General features: G+C 73.8%; 17 protein-coding genes. 13 read left to right on the top strand and 4 right to left on the bottom strand.

What is annotated here, in order from left to right; genetic code table 11:
* Positions 1-50 precede the first annotated feature (50 nt).
* Entirely contained in the window at positions 51-731 is a 681-nt protein-coding gene (locus NLX85_RS00720; RefSeq protein WP_254331088.1) for a response regulator, read from the bottom strand.
* Complete coding sequence (locus NLX85_RS00715) at positions 728-2,314, bottom strand: sensor histidine kinase (protein WP_254331087.1); 1,587 nt, start codon at positions 2,312-2,314, stop codon at positions 728-730. Before NLX85_RS00715 ends, NLX85_RS00720 begins: the two co-directional genes overlap by 4 nt.
* Before the next feature lie 134 nt (positions 2,315-2,448).
* On the opposite strand from NLX85_RS00715, the gene NLX85_RS00710 reads away from it, so the two are divergent.
* Together NLX85_RS00710 and NLX85_RS00705 are read left to right on the top strand one after the other, a co-directional pair.
* Positions 2,449-3,876, top strand: a complete 1,428-nt coding sequence (locus NLX85_RS00710; RefSeq protein ID WP_254331086.1) for a cation:dicarboxylate symporter family transporter — start codon at positions 2,449-2,451, stop codon at positions 3,874-3,876.
* Positions 3,877-4,018: 142 nt separating this feature from the next.
* The gene (locus NLX85_RS00705) at positions 4,019-5,056 is read left to right on the top strand and encodes an aminotransferase class V-fold PLP-dependent enzyme (RefSeq protein WP_254331085.1); all 1,038 of its coding nucleotides are present in this window, start codon (positions 4,019-4,021) and stop codon (positions 5,054-5,056) included.
* Between the two features lie 47 nt (positions 5,057-5,103).
* Here NLX85_RS00705 and NLX85_RS00700 read toward each other — a convergent pair whose 3' ends face one another.
* Positions 5,104-6,276 (bottom strand): acyl-CoA dehydrogenase family protein, encoded by a 1,173-nt coding sequence (locus NLX85_RS00700; protein ID WP_254331084.1) that lies wholly within the window; start codon positions 6,274-6,276, stop codon positions 5,104-5,106.
* Positions 6,277-6,454: 178 nt separating this feature from the next.
* On the opposite strand from NLX85_RS00700, the gene NLX85_RS00695 reads away from it, so the two are divergent.
* Genes NLX85_RS00695 through NLX85_RS00680 form a run of 4 tightly spaced genes read left to right on the top strand, consistent with a single transcriptional unit; the run spans position 6,455 to position 11,093 of the window.
* Entirely contained in the window at positions 6,455-7,876 is a 1,422-nt protein-coding gene (locus NLX85_RS00695; protein WP_254331083.1) for a hypothetical protein, read from the top strand.
* A gap of 2 nt (positions 7,877-7,878) precedes the next feature.
* Positions 7,879-8,532 (top strand): TetR/AcrR family transcriptional regulator C-terminal domain-containing protein, encoded by a 654-nt coding sequence (locus tag NLX85_RS00690; protein ID WP_308210622.1) that lies wholly within the window; start codon positions 7,879-7,881, stop codon positions 8,530-8,532.
* 45 nt (positions 8,533-8,577) lie between these two features.
* Positions 8,578-10,020 (top strand): aldehyde dehydrogenase family protein, encoded by a 1,443-nt coding sequence (locus NLX85_RS00685; protein ID WP_254331082.1) that lies wholly within the window; start codon positions 8,578-8,580, stop codon positions 10,018-10,020.
* Positions 10,017-11,093, top strand: a complete 1,077-nt coding sequence (locus NLX85_RS00680; RefSeq protein WP_254331081.1) for an alcohol dehydrogenase catalytic domain-containing protein — start codon at positions 10,017-10,019, stop codon at positions 11,091-11,093. The genes NLX85_RS00685 and NLX85_RS00680 overlap by 4 nt, the downstream gene beginning before the upstream one ends.
* Here the strand turns inward: NLX85_RS00680 and NLX85_RS00675 are convergent.
* Positions 11,077-12,009 carry a TetR/AcrR family transcriptional regulator C-terminal domain-containing protein gene (locus NLX85_RS00675; RefSeq protein ID WP_254331080.1) on the bottom strand — a complete coding sequence of 311 codons (933 nt, stop codon included), beginning with the start codon at positions 12,007-12,009 and terminating at the stop codon, positions 11,077-11,079. The genes NLX85_RS00680 and NLX85_RS00675 overlap by 17 nt on opposite strands.
* Positions 12,010-12,153: 144 nt before the next feature.
* On the opposite strand from NLX85_RS00675, the gene NLX85_RS00670 reads away from it, so the two are divergent.
* The 7 genes from NLX85_RS00670 to NLX85_RS00640 all read left to right on the top strand — a co-directional run bounded on the left by NLX85_RS00670 (position 12,154) and on the right by NLX85_RS00640 (position 19,761).
* Positions 12,154-13,353, top strand: coding sequence for an FAD-dependent monooxygenase (locus NLX85_RS00670; RefSeq protein ID WP_254331079.1), 1,200 nt, complete (start codon positions 12,154-12,156; stop codon positions 13,351-13,353).
* Positions 13,354-13,571: 218 nt separating this feature from the next.
* Positions 13,572-14,333 carry an ABC transporter ATP-binding protein gene (locus NLX85_RS00665; RefSeq protein WP_254331078.1) on the top strand — a complete coding sequence of 254 codons (762 nt, stop codon included), beginning with the start codon at positions 13,572-13,574 and terminating at the stop codon, positions 14,331-14,333.
* Positions 14,320-15,012, top strand: coding sequence for an ABC transporter ATP-binding protein (locus tag NLX85_RS00660; protein WP_254331077.1), 693 nt, complete (start codon positions 14,320-14,322; stop codon positions 15,010-15,012). Before NLX85_RS00665 ends, NLX85_RS00660 begins: the two co-directional genes overlap by 14 nt.
* Before the next feature lie 47 nt (positions 15,013-15,059).
* Complete coding sequence (locus NLX85_RS00655) at positions 15,060-16,310, top strand: ABC transporter substrate-binding protein (RefSeq protein WP_254331076.1); 1,251 nt, start codon at positions 15,060-15,062, stop codon at positions 16,308-16,310.
* 7 nt (positions 16,311-16,317) lie between these two features.
* A complete protein-coding gene (locus tag NLX85_RS00650) occupies positions 16,318-17,199 on the top strand; it encodes a branched-chain amino acid ABC transporter permease (protein WP_091309901.1) in 882 nt (293 codons plus the stop codon).
* Positions 17,196-18,215 carry a branched-chain amino acid ABC transporter permease gene (locus tag NLX85_RS00645; RefSeq protein WP_254331075.1) on the top strand — a complete coding sequence of 340 codons (1,020 nt, stop codon included), beginning with the start codon at positions 17,196-17,198 and terminating at the stop codon, positions 18,213-18,215. Before NLX85_RS00650 ends, NLX85_RS00645 begins: the two co-directional genes overlap by 4 nt.
* A gap of 229 nt (positions 18,216-18,444) precedes the next feature.
* Positions 18,445-19,761 (top strand): glycosyltransferase 87 family protein, encoded by a 1,317-nt coding sequence (locus NLX85_RS00640; RefSeq protein WP_254331074.1) that lies wholly within the window; start codon positions 18,445-18,447, stop codon positions 19,759-19,761.
* Positions 19,762-19,773 lie beyond the last annotated feature (12 nt).

Genomic DNA, 19,773 nt, shown 5'->3' with positions numbered 1-19,773 from the left:
CTGCGAGGCTGACGCTATCCGTCCCCGCGCCGCCCGATCCACCCCTGCCGTCAGGTCGGCCGGTACTCCACCTCGGGGCGGCCCGGCGTCCCGTAGCGGGGGGCGCGGACCGCGCGGTCGGCGGAGACCAGGTACTCCAGGTAGCGCCGGGCGGTCACCCGGGAGATCCCGGTGCGCCGGCCGACCTCGGTGGCGGACAACCCGCCGTCGCCCAGGGCGGCCAGCACGGTGTGCAGGGTCTGCTCGTCCAGGCCCTTGGGCAGGGTGTGCCGGCTCGCCCCGCGCAGGGTGGCGAACATCCGGTCCACCTCGTGCTGGGCGCCCACCTCGCCGTCGGCGAGGGCCTGCCGCCGGTAGTCGGCGTACCGCTCCAGCTTGTCGCGGAACGCGGCGAAGGTGAACGGCTTGAGCAGGTAGTGGGTCACCCCGAGGGACACCGCGGTGCGGACCACGGCGAGGTCCCGCGCCGAGGTCACCGCCAGCACGTCGACGCTGCTGCCCGCCGCCCGCAGGGCCCGGCACACGTCCAGGCCGTGCAGGTCGGGCAGGCGGAAGTCGAGCAGAACCAGGTCGACGTCCGTGCCGCCGCGCTGGCGCAGCGCCGCCATCGCGTCCCGCGCGGTGTGCGCCACCCCGACCACCACGAAGCCGGGCACCCGTTCGGTGTACGCCCGGTGCGCCTCGGCCAGCAGCGGCTCGTCCTCGACCACCAGCACCCGGACGTCGCTCATCGGGCCACCTTCGGCACCGGCAGCCGGACGGTGAACAGGGTCTCCCCGCCGTCGGTGCGGGTCACCTCCGCGGCGCCGCCGTGCCGGCGGACCACCTGCCCGACCAGCGCCAGGCCGAGCCCCCGGCCGGCGCTCTTGGTGGACCAGCCGCGCCGGAACGCGTCCGCCACCCGGTCCGGGTCCAGTCCGGGGCCGCTGTCGCCGACCCGGACCACCAGCTCGTCGTCGACCGCGCCGACGAAGACCCGGACCCGGCGCGGCGGCGGGGCGCCGGCGACCGCCTCCAGGGCGTTGTCGACCAGGTTGCCGACCACGGTGAGCAGGTCGGTGGTGGGCAGCGGGCTGTCGTCGAGCCGGCAGTCCGGCTCGATCACGAGGTCCACGCCGCGCTCGCCGGCCTGCGCCGACTTGCCGAGCAGCAGGGCGGCCAGTGCCGGTTCGGTCACCGCGCCGACCACCCGGTCGGTGAGCTGCTGGGCGAGCGCAAGGTCGCGGGTGGCCAGGCGGACCGCCTCGTCGGTGCGGCCCAGCTCCACCAGGGTGAGCACGGTGTGCAGCCGGTTCGCCGACTCGTGGGTCTGCGCCTGCAGCGCCTCGGTGAGGGCGCGGACCGAGTCCAGCTCGCTGGCCAGGTTGCGCAGCTCGGTCTGGTCGCGCAGGGTCAGCACGGTGCCGAGGGCCGCTCCCTCGAAGCGGGTGGTCCGCTGATTGGCCACCAGCACCCGGTCGCCGGCCAGGACCGGTTCGTCGTGCGCGTCCCGGCCGGAGGCGAGCAGCTCGGCCACCGCCGGCGGCAGGTCGATTCCCGTGACCGGCCGGTCCGTCACCGCGGCGTCGTCGGCCAGCCCGAGCAGGCGGCGGCCCTCGTCGTTGACCAGCGCCACCCGGCGGTCGCGGGTCAGCACCAGCAGCCCCTCGCGGACGGAGTGCAGGACCGCGTCGTAGTACTCGTACATCCGGGTCATCTCGCCCGGCCCGAGGCCGTGGGTCTGCCGCCGCAGCCGGCGGCTGAGCAGCCAGGAACCGGTGGCCGCCAGGGCCAGGGCGGGTGCGGCGGCGCCGAGCAGCACCGGCACCTGGGCGAGCAGCTTCCGGTTGATCGCCCGGGTGGTGATGCCCACCGAGACCAGCCCGATGATGCGGTGCTCGTCGTCGTACACGGGGACGACCGCGCGCACCGACTCGCCGAGCGTGCCGACGTTGGTGACGGTGAACGGCTCGCCGGACAGCGCCGGGCCGATGTCGCCGATGAACGGCTGCCCGATGAGCTCCGGGCTCGGGTGCGAGTAGCGGGTCCGGTCCGGGGCCATCACCACCACGAAGTCCGTTCCGGTGGCCACCCGGGTGGCCTCCGCGTACGGCTGGAGGGTGGCCGGCGGGTCGGCGGTCGTGAGGGCCGCGCGGACGTTGGGGGAGCCGGCGACCGCCTGCGCCACGGCCAGCACCTCGTCCTTCGCGGCCTGCTGGGAGTCGCTGCGGGCCAGCCAGACGGCGCCGGCAGCGCCGGCCAGCACGAGCAGCGTCACCACCACCGCCTGGAGGGCGAAGAGCTGCCCCGCGATGCTCCACTGCCGTCGGGCCACCGATCCCCTCCTCCCGCCCCGGTCGTCCCGCAAGTCTGGCGCACCCGCCCGGTCCGGTTTCGGCCGCGAGCCGCGGAGGTGAACAGAATGAACGCAAGCGTGCCCTGCGCTGAGACCGGCGTCACATTGTCGGCATGGACACCACCACCACATCCACCCCCGAGGCCGCCCGGCCCGCCCGCCGGGACCGGACCCGGTACCTCTACCTGGCGGTCATCGTGGCCGTCCTCGCCGGCATCGTGGTCGGCCTCGCCGCGCCCGAGGTCGGCAAGGAGCTGAAGCCGCTGGGCACCGGCTTCGTGAACCTGATCAAGATGATGATCAGCCCGGTCATCTTCTGCACGATCGTCCTCGGCGTCGGCTCCGTCCGGCAGGCGGCCCGGGTCGGCAAGGTCGGCGGCCTCGCGCTCGGCTACTTCCTGCTCATGTCGACGGTGGCGCTGGCCATCGGCCTGGTGGTCGGCAACATCATCCACCCCGGCTCGGGCCTGAACCTCGGCCCGGAGGTGGCCGACGCGGGCAAGTCCGCCGCCGGCGGCGAGAGCGGCGACACCGTCGAGTTCCTGCTCGGCATCATCCCGACCTCGCTGTTCTCCGCGCTGACCGAGGGCTCGGTGCTCCAGACCCTGCTCGTGGCCCTGCTGGTCGGCTTCGCCGTCCAGGCCATGGGCCGGCGCGGTGAGCCCGTGCTGCGTGCCGTCGAGGTGATCCAGCGCCTCGTCTTCAAGGTGCTGGCGATGATCATGTGGGTGGCCCCGATCGGCGCCTTCGGCGCGATCGCCGCCGTGGTCGGCGCGACCGGCGTGGACGCGCTGACCAGCCTGGCCCAGATCATGCTCGGCTTCTACGCCACCTGCCTGATCTTCGTGATCGTGGTGCTCGGCACGCTGCTGCGGCTGGTGTCGGGTGTCTCGATCTTCTCCCTGCTGCGCTACCTGGGCCGGGAGTTCCTGCTGATCCTGTCCACCTCGTCGTCGGAGTCGGCGCTGCCCCGGCTGATCGCCAAGATGGAGCACTTCGGCGTCAGCAAGCCGGTCGTCGGCATCACCGTGCCCACGGGCTACTCCTTCAACCTCGACGGCACGGCCATCTACCTGACGATGGCCGCGCTGTTCATCGCCGACGCGCTGGGCAAGCCCATGGCGATCGGCGAGCAGATCGGCCTGCTGGCCTTCATGATCATCGCCTCGAAGGGTGCGGCCGGCGTGACCGGCGCCGGGCTGGCCACCCTGGCCGGCGGCCTCCAGTCGCACCGCCCGGACCTGGTCGACGGCGTCGGGTTGATCGTCGGCATCGACCGGTTCATGTCCGAGGCCCGGGCGCTGACAAACTTCGCCGGCAACGCGGTGGCCACCGTGCTGGTCGGCACCTGGACCGGCGAGTTCGACCGGGCGCAGGCCCGCGCCGTGCTCAGCGGCCAGCGCCCGTTCGACGAGGCCACCATGCTCGACGACGACGAGGACCGGGCCGACGAAGCCCTCGAGCCGGTCCCGGCGCCGCGACCGGCCACCCCGGCCACGCGCCGGCCTGACCCGACCGCCGCCCGCCCCGGGCCCGCCTGACCCCCGGTCCGGCGGGCCCGGTCGCCGCGGCCCGGCGAGGTCCGGCCGGCGAGGTCCGGTCGGCATGGCGGCGGGCCGGCGGGGACCACGAGGCGAGGATTGGCCGTCCCGGTGGCCCGCGATGATCGTTAGCGTCGGTGCCATGGACGTGGAACAGGCGCAGAAGCTGTGGCAGCCGGAGCCCGGCTGGTTGAACACCGCCAGTTACGGGCTGCCGCCCGAGCCGGCCTGGCAGGCGTTGCAGGACGCCCTGGCGGACTGGCGGGTGGGCCGGATCTCCTGGGAGGGCTGGGGTGTCGCCGCCGAGCGGGCCCGCGCCGGGTTCGCCCGGCTGGTCGGGGTGGCCCCGACGGACGTGACGATCGGCAGCACCGCCTCGCAGCTGCTCGCCCCGGTGGCGGCCGCGCTGCCGGCCGGCGCCACGGTGGTCGTCCCGGAGGTCGAGTTCACGTCCAACCTGTTCCCCTGGCTGGTGCAGCAGGAGCGGGGCGTCCGGGTCCGCACCGTGCCGCTGGACGGCCTGGTCGACGCGATCGACGCCGACACCGACCTGGTCGCGTTCAGCCTCGTGCAGTCCGCCGACGGCGCGGTCGCCCCGTACGAGACGATCGTCGCGGCGGCCCGCGCGCACGGCGCCCTCGTCGCGGTGGACGCCACCCAGGCCGCCGGCTGGCTGCCCTTCGACGCCGGGCTGGCCGACGTGGTGGCGGTGGCCGCCTACAAGTGGTTGATGGCGCCGCGCGGCGCGGCCTTCGGCTACCTGGCGCCGGCGCTGCGCGAGCGGCTGCGTCCCGACGCCGCCGGCTGGTACGCGGGCGCCGACCCGCACGCCTCCTACTACGGCCCGCCGCTGCGGCTGGCCGACGACGCCCGGCGGTTCGACATCTCGCCGGCCTGGTTCAGCTACGTCGGTGCGGCGCCCGCCCTGGAACTGCTCGCCGAGATCGGGCTGCCCGCCGTGCACGCCCACGACGTGGCGCTGGCCAACCGGTTCCTCGCCGGGCTGGGCCGGCCGCCGGGCGACAGCGCGATCGTCGCCGTCGAGGTGCCGGGCGCGCAGGAGAAGCTGGAGCGGGCCGGGGTGCGGGCGGCGGTGCGCGCCGGACGGGTCCGTGCCGCGTTCCACCTCTACACGACCGAGGAGGACGTCGACCTGGCCCTCGCGGCGCTGACCGGCTGAGGTGACGGTGGCTCCCACCCCGGGACCGGGTGGGAGCCACCACCGCGTCAGGCCAGGTGGCCGCCGATCTTCGTGTAGCCGCGCAGCAGGTCGCGGGAGATGATCAGCCGCTGCATCTCGTCGGTGCCCTCGAAGATCCGGTACAGCCGGACCTGCCGGTACCAGCGCTCGATCGGCAGTTCCCGGGTGTAGCCCATGCCGCCGTGGATCTGGAGCACCCGGTCGACCACGCGGTTGACCATGCCGGCGCCGTAGAGCTTGCCCATCGAGGAGGCGTGCCGCGGGTCCAGGCCCTGGTCGACCGTCCACGCCGACTTCAGCACCAGCCAGCGGGCCGCCTCCAGCTCGGTCTCCGAGTCGGCGATCATCCACTGGATCGCCTGGTTGGTGCCGATCTTCGCGCCGAAGGTCTCCCGCGTGTTGGCGTGGTCGATGGCCATCTGGAGGGCCCGCTCGGCGATGCCGATGGCGTGCGAGGGGATGGTGTAGCGGCCCTTGCCGATCCACTCCATGCCCAGCGTGAAGCCCTGGCCGACCTCCCCGAGGATGTTGCGGTGCGGCACGCGTACGCCGTCGAAGATCAACGACGCCGGGCCGCCCTCGCCCATGGTCTGGATGAACTCCGACCGCCAGCCCATCGCCCGATCCACCAGGAACGCGGTCGCGCCGCCGTTGCGGCCGCCCTTCTCCGGGTCCGTCACCGCCACGACGATGGCGAAGTCGGCGTCGTTGCCGTTGGTGATGAACGTCTTCTCGCCGTCGAGGACCCAGTCGTCGCCGTCGCGGCGGGCGCGCAGCTTGATGTTCGCGGCGTCCGAGCCGGCGCCCGGTTCGGTGATCGCGAAGCAGGAGATCCGCTCGCCCTCGATGGTGGGGAGGAGGAACTCGCGCTTCTGCTCCTCGGTGGCGTGGAACAGGATGTTGTCGGCCTCGCCGCCGAAACGGAACGGCACGAAGGAGCGGCCCAGCTCGGTCCAGATCAGCGACTGGAGCACCGCGGGGAGGTCCATCCCGCCGTACTCCTCGGGGGTGGCCAGGCCCCAGAAGCCGAACTTCTTCGCCTTGAGCTGCAACTCGCGCAGCTCGGAGCGGTCCAGGCCGGGCTGGTGGGCGCGCTCGCGGCGCAGCACCTCCTGCTCCAGCGGCAGCACCTCGCGGGTGACGAAGGCGCGCACGGTGTCCCGGACGGCCCGTTCCTCGTCGGACAGTGCGAAGTCCACGATGCTCCCTCGGTCGGCGTGGCGGTGGAACCGCCGCGGTGTGGCGGCGCTCGCTCTTAAACTAGCGGTGTAAGTTTTAATCCGTCCAGACCCCTCCTTCCGCCGACGCGGCGACCCCTGGCCCGGGTACGCACCGATAGGGTGCGTGAGCAGGTGGTTCCGACCGGGGGAGGGTGGTTTGCCGGAGCTGGTCCGGGAACGGGTGCGGGGCGTGGCCGGCAACCCGGCGACGCCGCCGGAGCTGCTGGTGCGGATGCTCGACCACCGCACCGCGGGCCAGGCGGTGCTGATCTTCCGCGCCGACCTGCCCGACGAGGTCTGCCGCGCGGCGGCGGCGCATCCGGACGTGCCGATCCGGTTGTCCCTGGCCGACAGCTGGCATGCCACGCCCGAGCAGCGCGCCCTGCTCGTCGACGACCCCCACCCGACGGTCCGCACGGCGCTCGCGGCCGGGCCCGATGTCTTCCGGGCCACGCCCGACCCGCTGCCCGAGCCGACGTACGCCCGCCTGGCCGCGGACCCGGTCAGGCGGGTGCGGGAGGCGGTGGCCGACTCCTGGCAGTGCCCGGCGAGCGTCCGCGCCGGGCTGGTCGACGATCCGGACCCGGTGGTGCGGATCTCGGCGTACGCCCGCTGGGCCGACCCGCCGGAGGAGGTCACCGACCGGCTGCTCGCCGACCCCGACCCGGACGTGCGCCGGGCGGCGGCCCGGCGCGCCTGCCGGCGGCGGCCGGCGCTGCTGGCCGAGGTGCTCGACGCGGCGTGGTCCGACGGCTGGCACCTGGCCGCCGTCGCCGTCGACGCGCCGCTCGACCGGGCGTCGGCGGAGCGGCTGGCCCGCCACGACGACACGGGCGTGCGCGCGGCGGTGGCGGAGAATCCGCACCTGCCCCGCGATCTCGTCGACGAGCTGGTCGTCGATCCCGATCCGACGGTCCGGCTGCGGCTCTCCCTTCGTCCCGGGCTGACCGAGGCCGAGCGTGCCGCCGTCGATTACCGGGTGCGCCCCACCGACCGGCTCAGCCCGGCCCGCTGGGTGCTCGACCGTCGTGACGACCCCGACGCGCTCGACGAGGCCGTCGGCTCGGCCCACGTCGGGCTGCGGCGCAGCGCGGCGTACAGCCCGCATCTGCGGCCGGACCAGGTGGCGCGGCTCGCCGCCGACGAGGACTTCGCGGTCCGGCTGCTCCTCTGCGAGAACCACGACGGGGTCCCGGGGGACGTTCTGCTCGCCACCTATCTGGAGGCCCAGGTCATCACCGCGGGCATGCTCGTCGGCCGACCGAACTTCCCGCGTGTCGGGCTGGCCCGCCTGGCCGACTCCGCCGACCCGCGGGCGCGGATGCTCGTCCGTCACGATCCGGAGGCCCCGGCGGACCTCATCGACCGGCTCAGCCGCGATCCCGACGCGCACGTCCGGTCGAGTGTGGCCGCCGACCCCCGCCTGCACCTCGACCGGCTGGCCGAACTGCTGGACGATCCCGCCACGGCCGGCGCAGCGGCGCGCAACCGCAACCTGCCCGCCGAGCTGATCGAGCGGATCCTTGCCGAGGCGGGGATCCTGGGCGCCGCCGCGACCTCGCCGACCGGGGAGGTCTGACCGTGCCGCGTCCCCGCCAGGCCCTGCTCAACCGGGACCGGATCGTCGAGACCGCGCTCGTGCTCATCGACGCCGACGGTCTCGGCGCGCTCTCCACCCGCCGGCTGGCCGCCGCGCTCGGCGTGCAGGGCCCCTCGCTCTACAACCACTTCGCCACGAAGGACGAGATCCTCGACGCCGTGGCGGACAGCGTCACCGGGACCGTCGACGTGAGCGTCTTCGACCGGCACGACTGGGTCGAGGCGCTGCGCCGCTGGGCCCGCTCCTACCGGGAGGCGCTGGCCGCGCACCCGAACATCGTTCCCTACCTGGCGCAGGGCCCGGGCCGCCGGCCGGCCGCGCTGGCCATGGCCGACGCCGTCTACGGCGCGCTGGTCCGGGCGGGCTGGCCGCCGGCCCGGGCCACCCACATCGGCGCCGCGCTGCGCTACTTCGTGGCCGGGTCGGCGCTCGGCTCGTTCGCCCGCGGCTTCGTGGAGGACCCGGAGTTGTACGCGGCCCACCCGCACCTCACGCAGGCCCACCGGCTGCGCGGCCACCAGCGCAGCGTCGACGAGGGCGCGTTCACCCTCGGCCTGGACGCGCTGCTGCACGGCCTCGCCGCCGAGTACGCCCGGACGGTGGCCCCTCTGGAACCGGGCAGCGGTCCGGGGTAGCGTCAAAACTCCCACTGCTAGTTTCCCGCCCCCCGAAGGGACGCCATGGATCTCGCCGACGCGCCCCCCGCCCTGCTGGTCCGCCGCCATCTGCACGTCGCCGGGGACTGGGTCGACCCGGCGGACGGCGGGACGATCCCGGTCGAGAACCCGGCCACCGGGGAGGTCATCGGGCAGGTTCCCGCCGGCAACCCGGCCGACGTGGACCGGGCCGTCGCCGCCGCCCGGGCCGCCTTCCCCGGCTGGGCCGCCACCCTCCCCGCCGAACGGGCCGCGCACCTGGACCGGCTGCACGCCGCGCTCGCCGCCCGCGCCGACGAGATCGCCCGCACCGTGGCCCTCGAACTGGGCACCCCGCTCAAGCTCGCCACCCGGGTGCAGGCCGGGCTGCCGCTGACGGTGCTGCGGAGCATGGTCGACCTCGCCGCCCGCCCGCCGGCCGAGGAGACCGTCGGCAACTCCCTCGTCGTCCGCGAACCGGTCGGCGTGGTCGGCGCGATCACCCCGTGGAACTACCCGCTGCACCAGGTCGTGGCCAAGGTGGCCCCGGCCCTCGCCGCCGGCTGCACGGTGGTGCTCAAGCCCAGCGAGCTGACCCCGCTCACCGCGTACCTGCTCTTCGACGCGGTCACCGAGGCCGGGCTGCCGCCCGGGGTGGTCAACCTGGTGCCCGGCACCGGGCCGGTGGTCGGCGAGGCGCTCGCCGCCCACCCCGACGTCGACCTCGTCTCGTTCACCGGTTCCACGGCCACCGGCCGGCGGATCGCCCACCTGGCCGCCGACCGGATCGCCCGGGTCGCCCTGGAACTCGGCGGCAAGTCGGCAAACGTCATCCTCGCCGACGCCGACCTGCCCACCGCCGTCAAGGTGGGCGTCGGCAACGCCCTGCTCAACTCCGGCCAGACCTGCACGGCCTGGACCCGGATGCTGGTCCACCGCGACCGCTACGCCGAGGCGGTGGACCTGGTCGCGGCGGCCGTCGCCGGATATCGGCTCGGCGACCCGTTCGACCCGGCCACCCGGCTCGGCCCGCTGGTCTCCGCGGCCCAGGCCGAGCGGGTCCGCGGGCACGTCGACCGGGCCCTCGCCGACGGCGCCCGGCTCGTCGCCGGCGGCCCGGACGCGCCGCTGCCGCCGCGCGGGCACTTCGTCGCGCCCACCGTTTTCGCCGACGTCCACCCGGACAGCGCCCTCGCCCAGGAGGAGGTCTTCGGCCCGGTGCTCGCCGTCATCCCGTTCGCCGACACCGACGAGGCGGTCGCCATCGCCAACAACTCCCGGTACGGGCTGGCCGGCGCGGTCTGGTCCGCCGACGAGGAGGCGGCGCTGGCCGTGGCCCGGCGGCTGCGTACCGGGCAGGTGGACGTCAACGGCGGCGCGTTCAACCCGCTCGCCCCGTTCGGCGGCTACAAGCAGTCCGGTCTCGGCCGTGAGCTGGGCGGGTACGGCGTCGAGGAGTTCACCGAGCTGAAGGCGATCCAGCGGTGAGGGCGCTCGTGGTCCGCGGCCGGGGCGCCTCCCCGGCCGTCGAGGAGGTACGCCTGCCCGACCCCGGCCCCGGCGAGCTGCGGGTCCGGATCCGGGCCGCCGGCATCTGCCACTCCGACCTGGCCATGGTGGACGGCACCGTGGCGCCCGCGTACCCGCTGGTGCTCGGGCACGAGGCGACCGGCGTGGTGGCCGAGGCCGGCCCCGGCACCCGGCTGGCCGTCGGCACGCCCGTGGTGCTCAACTGGGCGCCCGCCTGCCGGGCCTGCTGGCACTGCCGGCACGGCGAGCCCTGGCTCTGCACCGCCAACACCGGCGCTTCGGTGGCCCGGGGGCAGACCGCCGACGGCGGCCCGCTCCAGGTCACCCTGGGTCTCGGCGCGCTCGCCGAGGAGGTGGTGGTGCCCGAGGGGGCCGCCATCGCGGTCCCGCCCGGCCTGCCGCCGGAGCAGGCCGCGCTGCTCGGCTGCGCGGTGCTCACCGGCACCGGCGCGGTCCGCAACACCGCCCGGGTCGCGCCCGGCGAGTCGGTCGCGGTGATCGGCCTCGGCGGGGTCGGCCTCGCCGTGCTCACGGCCGCCCGGCGGGCCGGCGCGGGCCCGATCCTCGCGGTCGACGTGGCCGAGGCGAAGCGGGACCTGGCCCTCGCCGCCGGGGCCACCGATTTCCTCCGCTCCGACGACACCCTGGCCAAGGAGGTCCGGGCGCGCACCGAGGGTCGCGGCGTCGACCACGCCTTCGAGTGCGTCGGCCGGTCCGTCACCATCCGGGCCGCCTGGCGCTGCACCCGGCGCGGGGGAGCGGTCACCGTGGTCGGCATGGGCGCCAAGGACGACCTGCTCAGCCTGTCGGCGCTGGACATCTTCCACTCGGCGCGCACCCTGCGGTCCTCGGTCTACGGCTCCTCCGACCCCGACCGGGAGGTGCCGGAGTTGGCCGGCGCGCTCGCCGACGGCAGCCTGGACCTGGCTCCGCTGGTCAGCGGCACCGTCCCCCTGGACGAGGCGCCCGCGGCCCTGGGCCGGCTGGCCCGGGGCGAGGGCGCCCGCTGGGTGGTCACCTTCCCGGACTGACCCCGGGCCGGCCCTCGACCAGCGCGGCGAACCCGTCGAGCAGCCGGCGCAGGCCGAAGTCGAAGACGCTCTCCAGGTCCAGGTCGACGCCGCCGGCGGTCAGGGCGTCCATGGTGGCCAGCCCGCCACCGGCCATCAGCTGCTGGAACGTGGCCTGCTGCCGGTCCACCCACTGTTCGTGGCTGAGGCCGGTGTCCTGCACCGCCTGCGCGCCCATCTCCAGGTTCGTGGCGATGCCCTTCACGTATGCCATCAGGGTGACCGCGACGTGCCAGCGCACCTGCGGTTCCAGGCCCAGGCCGGCGGTCGCCCGCAGCGCGCGGTCGGTGTGCGCCATGCCGTGCGGCAGCGGCTGCGGCCGGGCGATCGAGATGACGTGCGGCACCCAAGGGTGCCGTCGGTAGACGGCCCACTGCGCCCGGGCGAGCACGTCGAGCCGGGCGCGCCAGCCGGCCGGCTCGGCGGCCGGCAGCGGGGCGTCGGCCAGCACCGCGTCGGCCATCGCCAGGATCAGCTCGTCCCGGCCACGCACGTGCCGGTAGAGCGACATGGTGGCCACGCCCAGCTCGCCGGCGATCTGCCGCATGGACACCGCGGCCAGGCCGCCCTCGTCCGCCAGCGCGACCGCGGTGCGCAGCACCCGATCCCGGCTCAGCTCCGGCTCCGCCCGCCCCGGCTCCCGCCGTGGCTCGGCGACCACGGTGCCGGCGCCCGGGCGGGTCAGCACCAGCCCCTCGGTGCGCAGCAGGGCGAGCACCCGGGTCGCGGTGGCGATGGCCACCCCGTGCTCGCGGGTGAGCTGGCGGGCCGAGGGCACCCGGTCGCCCGGCCGCAGCTCGCCCAGGTCGATCCGGCGGCGGATCTCCGCGGCGATCCGCCGGTACGGCGGCTCCTGACCCTGACCCCGTTGCGCCATCCCGGCAGCGTACTAGTACACCGCCTCGCCGGGACCCCCCGAAACCGGCAGCGTACTAGGTCGCCGGAAGCGCTCGGACGCGCCGGACCTTAGCGTCGACCGCACACCGGATGGACGGTGTACGCGCGAACTCGGGAGAACACCATGAACGACAGGACCGTGCTCATCTCCGGCGCCGGCGTGGCCGGCCCCGCCCTCGCCTTCTGGCTGCGCCGGCACGGCTTCGCCGTGACCGTGGTGGAACGCGCCCCCGGGCTGCGCCCCGGCGGGCAGGCGGTCGACGTGCGGGGGACCGCCCGGGAGGTGGTCGACCGGATGGGGCTGACCGCCCGGATCCGGGCCGAGACCCTCCGGGAGAAGGGCATGGCGTACGTCGACGAGCGGGGCGGGGTGCGCGCCCGGCTGCCGGTGCACGCCTTCGGCGGGGAGGGCATCGTCGCCGACATCGAGATCGAGCGCGGCGACCTGGCCCGGCTGCTGTACGAGGCGACCCGGGACGACGTCGAGTACGTCTTCGACGACTCGATCGAGACGCTGGAGCAGACCGGGGACGGGGTGCGGCTCACCTTCGACCGCTCCGCCCCGCGCACCGTCGACCTGGTGGTCGGGGCGGACGGCTCGCACTCCCGCACCCGGGCGCTCGCCTTCGGCCCCGAGTCGGCGTACGTCCGGCCGCTCGGCGCGTACCTGGCCTACTTCTCCACCCCGCACCCGGACGAGACCGGCTGGTTCCTGCTGCACAACGCGCCCGACGGCCGGGTGGTCGGCACCCGCCCCACCCGGGACGGCCGGACCGCCGCGTTCTTCAGCTTCCGCTCCCCGGAACTCGACGTGGACCGCCGGGACCAGGCCGCCCAGCAGCGGCTGCTCGCCGAGCGCTTCGCCGGCGTCGGCTGGCGCGCCGCCGAGCTGCTGGCCGCCGCCCCGGATGCGGGCGACTTCTACTTCGACCGGTACGGCCAGGTGCGGATGGAGCGCTGGAGCGCCGGGCGGGTGGCGCTGCTCGGCGACGCCGCCTGGTGCCCGTCCCCGCTCACCGGGCAGGGCACCAGCCTGGCGCTCGTCGGGGCGTACCTGCTGGCCGGCGAGCTGGCCGCGGCCCGGAGCGACCACGCGCTCGCGTACCGCCGCTACGAGGAGCTGCTGCGGCCGCACGTGACCCGCGGCCAGGAGCTCCCCGGCGGGGGCATCTCCGGGTTCCTGCCGGCCAGCCGGACCGCGATCCGGATGCGTGACGCGTCGATGCGGGCCATGACCTCCCGCCCGCTGCGCGGGCTCGCCACCCGGCTCTTCTTCAGCAAGGCCGACGGGTTCGACCTGCCGGAGTACGCGGCGGCCCGGTGACGGTGCCGCACCACATGTCGACGGCCGCCGATCGGTCGGGTCGCCCCCGGACGGGCCCGCCCCCTATGGGGGGCGAGCCCGTCCCCTCCCGGCCGAATGTGTGGAGGATCGACATGGCTCGACTCTGCCGGTGCGCCGTAGGTTTCCTCCACGCGACGGCCCTGTGACCCCGGTCACCGACCTGGCCGCCGCGGGACGGACGTGCGGAGGGTGAGGCGATGGCCGGCCAAGCGATCCTGTCGGCCCGTGGGCTGACCCGGGACTTCCGGGGCTTCCGGGCGGTCGACGGGGTCGACCTCGACGTGGCGCCGGAGACCGTGCATGCCCTGGTAGGGCCGAACGGCGCCGGCAAGACCACCCTGTTCAACCTGCTCACCGGATTCCTGCCGCCCAGCGGCGGCCGGATCGAGCTGGCCGGCCGGGACGTCACCGGCCTGCCTCCGGAGCGGGTCGCCCGGCTCGGCGTGGCCCGCTCCTTCCAGATCACCAGCCTCTTCCCGCAGCTGGGCGCGCGGGAGCACGTCGAGCTGGCCCTCCAGTCGCCGAGCGGCCTGGGCTGGCGGTTCTGGCGCTCCGCGAAGCTGATGCGCCGCTACCGGGCCCGGGCCGACGAACTGCTCGCCATGGTCGGCCTCGCCGAGCTGGCCGAGGCACCGGCCGAGGCCCTCGCTTACGGGCGCAAGCGCGCCCTGGAACTGGCCATCGCGCTCGCCCTCGACCCGAAGGTGCTGCTGCTCGACGAGCCCACCGCCGGGATGGGGCTGGAGGACGTCGACCGCACCGTCGACCTGATCGCCCGGGTCCGCGAGGGCCGGACCGTGGTCATGGTCGAACACAACATGAGCGTGGTGGGCCGGCTCGCCGACACGGTCACCGTCCTCCAGGCCGGCAAGATCCTGGTCGAGGGGCCGTACGAGCAGGTCCGCGCCGACGAGCGGGTCATCACCGCCTACCTGGGAGCCGCGGATGCTGCGCATTGAGAACCTCTCCGCCTGGTACGGCGAGGCCCAGGTGCTGCGGGAGGTGAGCCTGGAGGTGGCCGCCGGCGAGGTGGTCACCCTGGTCGGGCGCAACGGCGCCGGCAAGTCCACCCTGCTGCGGTCGGTGATGGGGTTGCACCCCGGCCAGCGCGGCACGGTCAGCTTCGCCGACCGGGACGTCACGAAGCTGCCCGCGTACAAGCGGGCGCGGCTCGGGCTCGGCTGGGTCCCCGACGACCGGGGCGCGTACGCCACCCTGACCGTCACCGAGAACCTGACCCTGCCGCCGCGCGTCGGCCCCGACCCGTGGTCGCTGGAGCGGGTGTACGAGGCGTTCCCCGCCCTCTACAGCCGGCGGGACTCGGCGGCCACCATGCTCTCCGGCGGCGAGCAGCAGATGCTCGCCCTGGCCCGGGTGCTGCGGATGGGCGCCCGGCTGCTGCTCTGCGACGAGCCCACCGAGGGCCTGTCGCCGCTGCTCGTGCAGCAGGTCGGCGACCTGCTGCGGGAGGCCAAGAAGCACGGCGTGACCGTGCTGCTGGTCGAGCAGAACCTGCACTTCGCCACCGGCGTCGCCGACCGGCACTACCTGCTGGCCGAGGGACGGATCGCGGAGGCGATGGACAACTCCGAGGTGCGCTCGCGGGAGCGCGAGCTGCTGGCGTACCTCGGCATCTGAAACGACGGCTGACCCGCGTGGACCGCGCGGTACGAAGGGATTTGGACATGCGTAGAAGCGTGGGTGTGGCCGCCGCGTCGGCGGCGGCGCTGCTGGTCGCGGGCTGCGGCGGCGGTGGCCCCCAGTCCGGTGGCGACTCGAAGCTGACCGGCGACAAGATCGTGCTGGGCGTGCTCAACGACCAGTCCGGGGCCTACTCGGAGCTGTCCGGGAAGAACTCGGTGAAGGCGGTGGAGATGGCCATCGCCGACTTCAAGGCCAAGTACGGCGACAAGGCCGTCACCAAGAACATCAGCGTGGAGACCGCCGACCACCAGAACAAGCCGGACGTGGCCAACAGCAAGGCCCAGGAGATGTACGACCGCAAGGGCGTCGACGCCATCCTCGACGTGCCGACCTCCTCGGCCGCCCTGAAGGTCGCCGACGTGGCCAAGGAGAAGAAGAAGCTCTACTTCAACATCGGCGCGGCGACCACGGATCTGACCGGCAAGAGCTGCAACAAGTACACGTTCCACTACGCGTACGACACCTACATGCTGGCCCACGGCACCGGCACGGTGACCACCGAGCAGGTCGGCAAGAACTGGTACATCCTCTACCCGAACTACGCCTTCGGGCAGGACATGGAGAAGAGCTTCTCCGCCGCCATCACCGCCGCCGGAGGGCAGGTCGTCGGCAAGGACGGCGCGCCGTTCCCGAACACCAGCGGCGACTACTCCTCGTTCCTGCTCAAGGCCCCCACGCTCAACCCGAAGCCGCAGGTGCTCGGCACCATGCAGGCCGGCGCCGAGCTGGTCAACGTGGTCAAGCAGTACAACGAGTTCAAGCTGCGGGACAAGGGCGTCGGGCTGGCCGTCGGCCTCATGTTCATCACCGACATCCACTCGCTCACCCCGGCGGCGCTCGCCGGCACCACCTACACCGACGCCTGGTACTGGAACTTCGACCAGCAGAACCGGGAGTGGGCCGACAAGTTCCAGAAGGAGACCGGCACCCGGCCGTCCTTCGCCCACGCGGCCAACTACTCCGCCGCCATGCAGTACCTGGAGGCCGTGCAGGCCGCCGGCACGGACGACGCGGACACCGTGGTGAAGGGCCTGGAGGGCAAGGAGGTCAACGACCTCTTCCTGCGCAACGGCAAGATCCGCGCCGAGGACCACCGGGTCATCCACGACGCGTACCTGGCCCAGGTGAAGCCGCAGGCCGAGGTCGGCGAGCCCTGGGACTACGTGAAGATCCTCAAGACCATCCCGGCGGCCGAGGCGTTCCGTACGCCGTCGCCGGACTGCAAGATGTGACGCGCTGATGTCAGGGTTCCTGCAGAACACGTTCAACGGGCTGGTGGGCGGGGCGTTCTACGCCCTGCTCGCCCTCGGGCTCGCGGTCATCTTCGGCATGCTCCGGGTGGTGAACTTCGCCCACGGCGCCTTCTACATGCTCGGCGCCTTCGGGGCGTACGTGCTGCTCGCCGAGGCGGGCGTGCCGTTCTGGGCCGCGTTGGTGATCATGCCGCTGGCGCTCGGCCTGCTCGGCATGGTGCTGGAGCGGGCGGTGATCCACCGGCTGACCCGACTCGACCCGCTCTACAACTTCCTGCTCACCTTCGGCCTCACGCTGATCCTGCAGGACCTGGTGAAGTCCCGGTACGGCGTGCAGTCCAGCCCGTACGCCACCCCGGCCGAGCTGAGCGGGACGGTCGACTTCGGACTCTTCGACTTCCCCACCTACCGGGTCTTCATCCTCGGCTTCACCGTGCTGCTCTGCGTCGCGGTCTGGTGGGTGCTCGGCCGGACCCGGGTCGGCATGGTGGTCCGGGCCGCCACCGAGCGTCCCGAGCTGACCCGGGCCTTCGGCATCGACGTGGGGAAGTGGGTCACCCCGGTGTTCGGCTTCGGCATCGCCCTGGCCGGGCTGGCCGGGGTGCTCGCCGCCCCGATGCGGGCGGTGAACCCGCTCATGGGCGCCGACCTGATCATCGTGGTGTTCGCGGTCGTGGTGATCGGCGGCCTCGGCTCGATCTTCGGCTCGGTCGCGGCTGGCTTCGGCATCGGCCTGATCCAGGCCTGGGGCGAGGCGTACCTGTCGGACTTCCCGATCGTGTCGCAGACCGTCGTGTTCGTGGTGATGGCCGCGGTGCTGCTCTGGCGGCCGGCCGGCCTGTTCGGCCGTGAGGAGGCACCGGCATGACGAGCGCCGTCGACACCCCCGCCGAGGAGTCGGCCCGGCCCGCCCCGCCCTCGGGGCTGCTCACCGTCGCCCGGGCGCCCGGCTGGGTCCGGTACGCGCTGCTCGCCGCCGGCCTGGCCGTGGCGCTCTGGCTGCCGAACGGGCTCTACCCGGCGGTGGCCGTGGACATCCTGTGCTGGGCGCTCTTCGCCGTCTCGGTGGACCTGCTGCTCGGCTTCACCGGGCTGATGTCCTTCGGGCACGCCGCCTTCTGGGGCACCTCGGCGTACGTGACCGGGCTGGTCGCGATCCACGTCGGCCTGCCCTTCCCGGCGGCCGTGCTGGCCGGCGCCCTGGCCGCGGCGTTGCTCGCGCTGCCGATCGGCTACCTCGCGGTCAAGCGCACCGGCATCTACTTCGCCATGGTCACCCTGGCCTTCGCGCAGATGGTCTACTACGTGGCCAACGAGTGGCGGTCGGTCACCCAGGGCGAGAACGGCCTCCAGGGCGTGCCCCGCTCCTTCTTCGGGGTCGACCTCACCGACGACTACTACTTCTACTACGCGATCCTGCCGATCGTGCTGCTCGGCCTGCTCGCCGCCTGGCGGATCGTGCACTCGCCGTTCGGCCGGGTGCTGGTCGGCATCCGGGACAACCCGGCCCGGGCACGCGCGCTGGGCTACCCGGTGCACCGCTACAAGCTGACCGCGTTCGTCCTGTCCGGCTTCCTGGCCGGTCTGGGCGGCGGGCTCTTCGCGGTCGGCCACCGGTTCGTCTCGCTGGACGTGCTGCACTGGACGACCTCCGGCAAGGCGGTCATCGTGGTGGTGCTCGGCGGCATCGGCACCCTCTGGGGCGGCGTGCTCGGGGCGGCCCTGGTGGTCCGCCTGGAGGACTGGCTGTCGTTCTCCGGCTTCGAGGCCATCGGCCTGGTCACCGGCGGCATCTTCGTCCTCGTCGTGCTGCTGTTCCGGCGGGGCATCTGGGGCACGGTCGCCCACCTGCTCCGGCGCTGGGGAGCGGCCCGCCGCGGATAGTCCCCACCACGGCGGCTCGGGGCGATCGTGCCCGTACGGCCTCGCGCCGGTCACGGTCGCCCCGGGCTCCGCACGCCCACGCCTCGCTGCCGGGCGTGATCGCCATGGTGGCCGTTGACCTGCTCGGCGGACCGTTACGGTGAGCGATCCGTCAACTACGGTAAGTCACTGAATGCGAGAGGGGTCGTTACCCACGGTGCGGGCGATCCGGGCTAAGATTCGGCCCACTATGGTCATCCAGCGCATCCGCCGGTTCGCCGCCGGCGTGGCGGCCGATCACGCCGCCCGCCCGCGCACCGCCGTACCGAACTGGCTCCTCTTCCCTGGCGTGGCCATGCTGGCCGTCTCGCTCGCGGCATACATCGCATTCGTGCGTGCCTATCCGTTCGGCGGGACGGACTTCATGATGTACCTCGGGGCCACCCACGCGTTCCTGGACGGGCAGCCCGTCTACCAGCTCGGGTACACCGGGTTGGGGCTTCCCTACACCTACCCGCCGATCACCCTGCCGTTCCTGGTCCCGCTGACCTGGTTCGACGAGCGGGTGGCCCTCCATCTCATGACCACTCTGGGTATCGCGGCGATGCTCGTGGCCCTGTGGTTCACCACCAGGATGCTCGGCTACGAGGGCACCCGCGGCCGCCTCGGTGTCGTCGCCGCCGTCGGAGCGGTGCTGGTCTGGACCGAGCCGCTGCAGCGCAACCTCGGTCTCGGCCAGATCAACATCCTGGTCATGCTGCTGGTCGTGGCCGACCTCGCGCTGTCCGACCGCAGCCGGTTCAAGGGCATCGGCATCGGCGCCGCGACCGCGACCAAGCTGCTGCCCGGCCTCTTCGTGCTCTACCTGCTGCTCACGCGGCGGATCCGGGCCGCCGTCGTCGCGACGGGCACCTTCGTCGTGCTCACGCTGCTGGGCGCGATCATCCAGCCGGGCGGCTCGTACGACTACTGGCTGACCGGACGGGCGTTCGACTCGCACCGGGTGCTGATGACCTCCGGCCCGCGCTACGGCGGCAACCAGTCCCTGCAGGGCTTCACGGCACGCCTGCTCGAGACGGACCAGCAGAACACGATCTGGTGGATGCTGTCCGTGGTCGTCGTCCTGGTCGCCGGCCTCGCCCTCGCCACCGCGCTCCAGCGGCACGGCGAGGAGGCCATGGCCATGGTCCTCGTGGCCTTCACCATGCTTCTCATCTCGCCGGTGAGCTGGTCGCACTACTGGATCTGGATCGGCCCGATGGCGGTCGTCCTCGTCGACGTCGTGCGCCGCTCACCCGTCCGGGCGCGGGTGCTCACCGCCGTCGTGGCGGTGGCCGCGATCCTGCCCTTCCTCATGTGGCCGGGGCCCGCCCGGAACGGCGACACCATCCCGAGAGGGCTGATCTGGCAGGCGGGCCACCTGGACGGCCTGGCCCGGCGGTTCGCCGTCGACCCCTACGTGCCGACCATGCTGGTACTGTTCGCGCTCGCCGCGGTGTGGCTGTACTGGCGCTCCGAGCGGGAGCCGACGGCAATGCCGGCCGTCAGCGTCGCCGCCGCCCCATGACCACCTTCCCCG

Origin of the sequence: Micromonospora sp. A3M-1-15 (assembly GCF_024213425.1) — a bacterium.
In the GTDB taxonomy this organism is placed as follows: Bacteria; Actinomycetota; Actinomycetes; order Mycobacteriales; family Micromonosporaceae; genus Micromonospora; species Micromonospora chersina.
This window is presented reverse-complemented; position numbering and strand designations above follow the sequence as displayed.

What these genes read in the sequence shown, in the direction of transcription:
- NLX85_RS00685 (WP_254331082.1), top strand. Translation starts at nt 8,578, where the DNA reads ATGGATCTCGCCGACGCGCCCCCCGCCCTGCTGGTCCGCCGCCATCTG.
- NLX85_RS00655 (WP_254331076.1), top strand. Translation starts at nt 15,060, where the DNA reads ATGCGTAGAAGCGTGGGTGTGGCCGCCGCGTCGGCGGCGGCGCTGCTG.
- NLX85_RS00640 (WP_254331074.1), top strand. Translation starts at nt 18,445, where the DNA reads ATGGTCATCCAGCGCATCCGCCGGTTCGCCGCCGGCGTGGCGGCCGAT.
- NLX85_RS00710 (WP_254331086.1), top strand. Translation starts at nt 2,449, where the DNA reads ATGGACACCACCACCACATCCACCCCCGAGGCCGCCCGGCCCGCCCGC.
- NLX85_RS00705 (WP_254331085.1), top strand. Translation starts at nt 4,019, where the DNA reads ATGGACGTGGAACAGGCGCAGAAGCTGTGGCAGCCGGAGCCCGGCTGG.
- NLX85_RS00665 (WP_254331078.1), top strand. Translation starts at nt 13,572, where the DNA reads ATGGCCGGCCAAGCGATCCTGTCGGCCCGTGGGCTGACCCGGGACTTC.
- NLX85_RS00720 (WP_254331088.1), bottom strand. Translation starts at nt 731, where the DNA reads ATGAGCGACGTCCGGGTGCTGGTGGTCGAGGACGAGCCGCTGCTGGCC.
- NLX85_RS00670 (WP_254331079.1), top strand. Translation starts at nt 12,154, where the DNA reads ATGAACGACAGGACCGTGCTCATCTCCGGCGCCGGCGTGGCCGGCCCC.
- NLX85_RS00675 (WP_254331080.1), bottom strand. Translation starts at nt 12,009, where the DNA reads ATGGCGCAACGGGGTCAGGGTCAGGAGCCGCCGTACCGGCGGATCGCC.
- NLX85_RS00645 (WP_254331075.1), top strand. Translation starts at nt 17,196, where the DNA reads ATGACGAGCGCCGTCGACACCCCCGCCGAGGAGTCGGCCCGGCCCGCC.
- NLX85_RS00660 (WP_254331077.1), top strand. Translation starts at nt 14,320, where the DNA reads ATGCTGCGCATTGAGAACCTCTCCGCCTGGTACGGCGAGGCCCAGGTG.
- NLX85_RS00650 (WP_091309901.1), top strand. Translation starts at nt 16,318, where the DNA reads ATGTCAGGGTTCCTGCAGAACACGTTCAACGGGCTGGTGGGCGGGGCG.